The 3,156-nt window shown below is 72.1% G+C and carries 2 protein-coding genes; both read left to right on the plus strand.

The annotated features are described in order from the left end of the window. Positions 1 to 770: 770 nt before the first annotated feature. Positions 771 to 2,009 (plus strand): DUF349 domain-containing protein, encoded by a 1,239-nt coding sequence (locus NBX02_RS20480; RefSeq protein WP_250281959.1) that lies wholly within the window; start codon positions 771 to 773, stop codon positions 2,007 to 2,009. A 510-nt stretch (positions 2,010 to 2,519) separates the two neighbouring features. Next, positions 2,520 to 3,156, plus strand: a 637-nt coding sequence (locus NBX02_RS23410) for a helix-turn-helix domain-containing protein (protein WP_445548557.1), incomplete at its 3' end; no start/stop codon positions are given.

Raw genomic sequence — 3,156 nt, forward strand, 5'->3', positions numbered from 1 at the left:
GGGCGAGACCTCGGCGTCCCCTGGGAGCACCGCGGACGCCGGGACCCCGCGGACGTCGGGACCCCTGCGGCCACTGAGGCCACTGAGGCCGCTGGCTGGGCCCGGCGCCGGGCGCCGTCGAGGGCGGCATCCCCGGGCACCGGCACCGCTGCCGGCCGCGCGGAACGTCGCGCGTGACGCGGCCCGGAAGGCTCGCCTGCCGGCGGCCGCCCATGGGCGGAGCCGCCGGCAGGCGCTCCCGCCGGCGGCCCCGGGCGGGTCTCGTCTGCTCGGTACACGGCTGGAATCCTGGTGGCCGGGAGAACATCTGTATACGACCGGGGCATGTCACCGCGGCCACACATATGACGGCCCGTTCAGAAAAACCGTGGTTGACGCCGGATTGCCGGCCAACGGCCCGCTGTCGTATTTCCGACAATGTTGAGGAAAGCACATCGGAAATTCGCCGGCCACGATTCCGTCCGGGGTGCGGCTTCCCCCGCGGGAGCGTTCCGCCCACCCTCGAGGCAGCGCCGGGAACGGCGGGCGGAGCGCTCCCCGGCACCGGGGACGGCACCACGGCCCGGCACCGAGAACGACACCGAGGCCCGGGACCGGGGACGGGCACCGGGGCGACCGGGGCGACCGGGGCGACCGGGGAAGATCCCGCCGCCCGCCGCCCCCGCCGCGACGCGGCTCCCCCCACCGGGACGACGCCCGACGGCCGACGGCGTCTCCCCGGCCTGCCAACGGCCAGCAGGATGTGCCCCATCCGCGCGATGCCTGTAAGAATGGCAGCTGACCTGACGCCGATCTTCGGGACCACGATGAGCGAGCGCAACAGCTCCGAATGGGGGCGTGTCGGCGACGACGGCACCGTGTACGTACGCACAACCACGGGTGAGCGCCCAGTCGGCTCCTGGCGGGCGGGCTCCCCGGCGGAGGGCCTTGCGCACTTCGCCCGGCGCTATGACGATCTGGCCGCCGAGGCCGCGCTGCTGGAGCAGCGGCTGGCCGTCCCCAGCGCCGACCCGACGGGGCTCGTCGCGAGCGCGCGGCGGCTGCTGGCCTCCCTCGACACCGCGGCGGTGGTCGGTGACCTGGACGCGCTCACCGCACGCCTGGGGTCGGTGCTGGAAGCGGCCGGCGAGCGTGGCGCGCGGCGCGAGGCCGAACGCGCCCAGCGGGCCGCCGCCGCGGTGGAGGCGAAGGAAGCGCTCGTCGCCGAGAGCGAACGCCTCGCGCGCAGCTCCGACTGGAAGACCGCCGGGGAACGGTTCCGTTCGATCGCCGTCGAGTTCCGGGCGGTCACGGGGGTGGACCGCCGTACCGACGCCGACCTGTGGAAGCGGGCCACCGCCGCGCGCGAGGAGTTCAACCAGCGCCGGACCGCTCACTTCGCCGCGCTCGACCAGCAGCGGGCCCAGTCCAGACAGCGCAAGGAAGCAATCGTGGCCGAGGCCGAGGCACTCGTCGACTCCACCGAATGGTCGGCCACCGGCGCCCACTACCGGGCGCTGATGAACCAGTGGAAGTCGGCCGGGCGGGCACCCAGGGACATCGAGGACGAGCTGTGGGCGCGTTTCCGTGCCGCGCAGGACGCCTTCTTCGCCCGGCGCAACGCCGCCAACGCCGAGCGGGACGCGCATCTGCGGGTGAACCAGGCCGCCAAGGAGCAGCTGCTCGCCGAGGCCGCCGCGCTCGACCTCGCCCGGCCCGACCAGGCGCTGCGCAGGCTGCGGCAGATCGAGGAACAGTGGGACATCATCGGGAAGGTGCCCCGGGACGCCGTCGGCGACCTCGAGCGACGGCTGTCCGCCGCCGGTGACCGCGTCCGGTCCGTGTCCGATGCCCAGTGGCGCCGGCGGGAGGCTGCCGAGTCCCCGTTCGTGACGACGCTGCGGGAGTCGGTCGCCAAACTGGAGGCGCGGCTGGAGCGTGCCCGGGCCCACGGGCGCGCGGACGAGGTGGCCGAGACCGAGTCGGCGCTAGCAACACAACGCGAGTGGCTAGCACACGCGACTCGCTGACCAGCGGGAAGGACTGGGCCGGCGAGACCGGCCGGTAGCCGGCTGACCGCCATCGCCCGGCGGCTGATCGACGGCTGACCGATCGACAGCTCGCCGATGCGCAACCAAAAGTAAAATGTTTGTTACTTATTGCGATCTCAGTGTGGCCACATGCGATCGTTCGCAACCCCTGAGACAAGTGTGAATACTCACAGTACTCATTGTGCTTAGCGCATCCGCAACATCGTTAATACCGTGAATAAACATCAAATCCCCGCGTGGGCCCACCTGTGCGCGCCGGAGGCACGGAAACCCTCGGGCCGGCCCGGGCGGAGGCGTCCCGGGCATTCCAGAATGCTTGCCAACTGCTTGCCACAGCTAGCAGTTGGCCGTACGATGCCAACCATCGGTTCAGCGACACGGCGAGTCCCGTGACCGTACGCATGGTTCGCCCGGTGAAGTCCGCCCGGCGGGCATGGTCCACCCGGCGCGCCGGCGCATACCTCAGACGAAAGGAGGCCGACACTGAACGTGCCGCCCCTGAACGTACGCGATCTCGGAGACTTCATCCGGGACCAGCGCAAGGCTGCACATATCTCGGTACGTCAGCTCGCCCGGCAGGCCGGCGTCAGCAATCCCTATCTGAGCCAGATCGAACGCGGCCTGCGCAAGCCGTCCGCCGAGATTCTGCAACAGATCGCCAAGGCGCTCCGGATCTCCGCGGAAGTGCTGTACGTGCAGGCCGGCATTCTCGACGAACGGGCGTCGGACAGCGATGTGACCGCGGCGGTCCTCGCCGACTCGACGCTCACCGAACGGCAGAAGCAGGTCATTGCCGAGATCTACGACGCGTTCCGGAAGGAGAACGCCGTATACGGGCTGACCGGCCGCCCGGCTCTGCCGGACAGCCTGCGGCGGGGCATATCCACCGCCACGCCCGCGGCGGCCCTTACCGGCTCCGCGTCCACCGCATCCACCGCTGCGTCCACCGGGCCCACCACGTCCACCGGGCCCGCCGGCTCCGCGCCGGTCGCCGAGACCTCGGTCGCCGAGGGCACGGCCGCCGAGACGAAGCCGGCCGGCACCACCCGCCGGGCCACCGGGGCCACCCGGGCGGCGGCCACCCCCGCCCCGCGCGCGCCCGGCACCTCCGACACCGCCCCGAAGC

It is taken from the genome of Protofrankia sp. CiP1_Cm_nod1, from assembly GCF_920888515.1.
Classification (GTDB): Bacteria; Actinomycetota; Actinomycetes; order Frankiales; family Frankiaceae; genus Protofrankia.

Coding starts and splice junctions, on each gene's coding strand:
- NBX02_RS20480 (WP_250281959.1), top strand. CDS start 771: ATGGCAGCTGACCTGACGCCGATCTTCGGGACCACGATGAGCGAGCGC.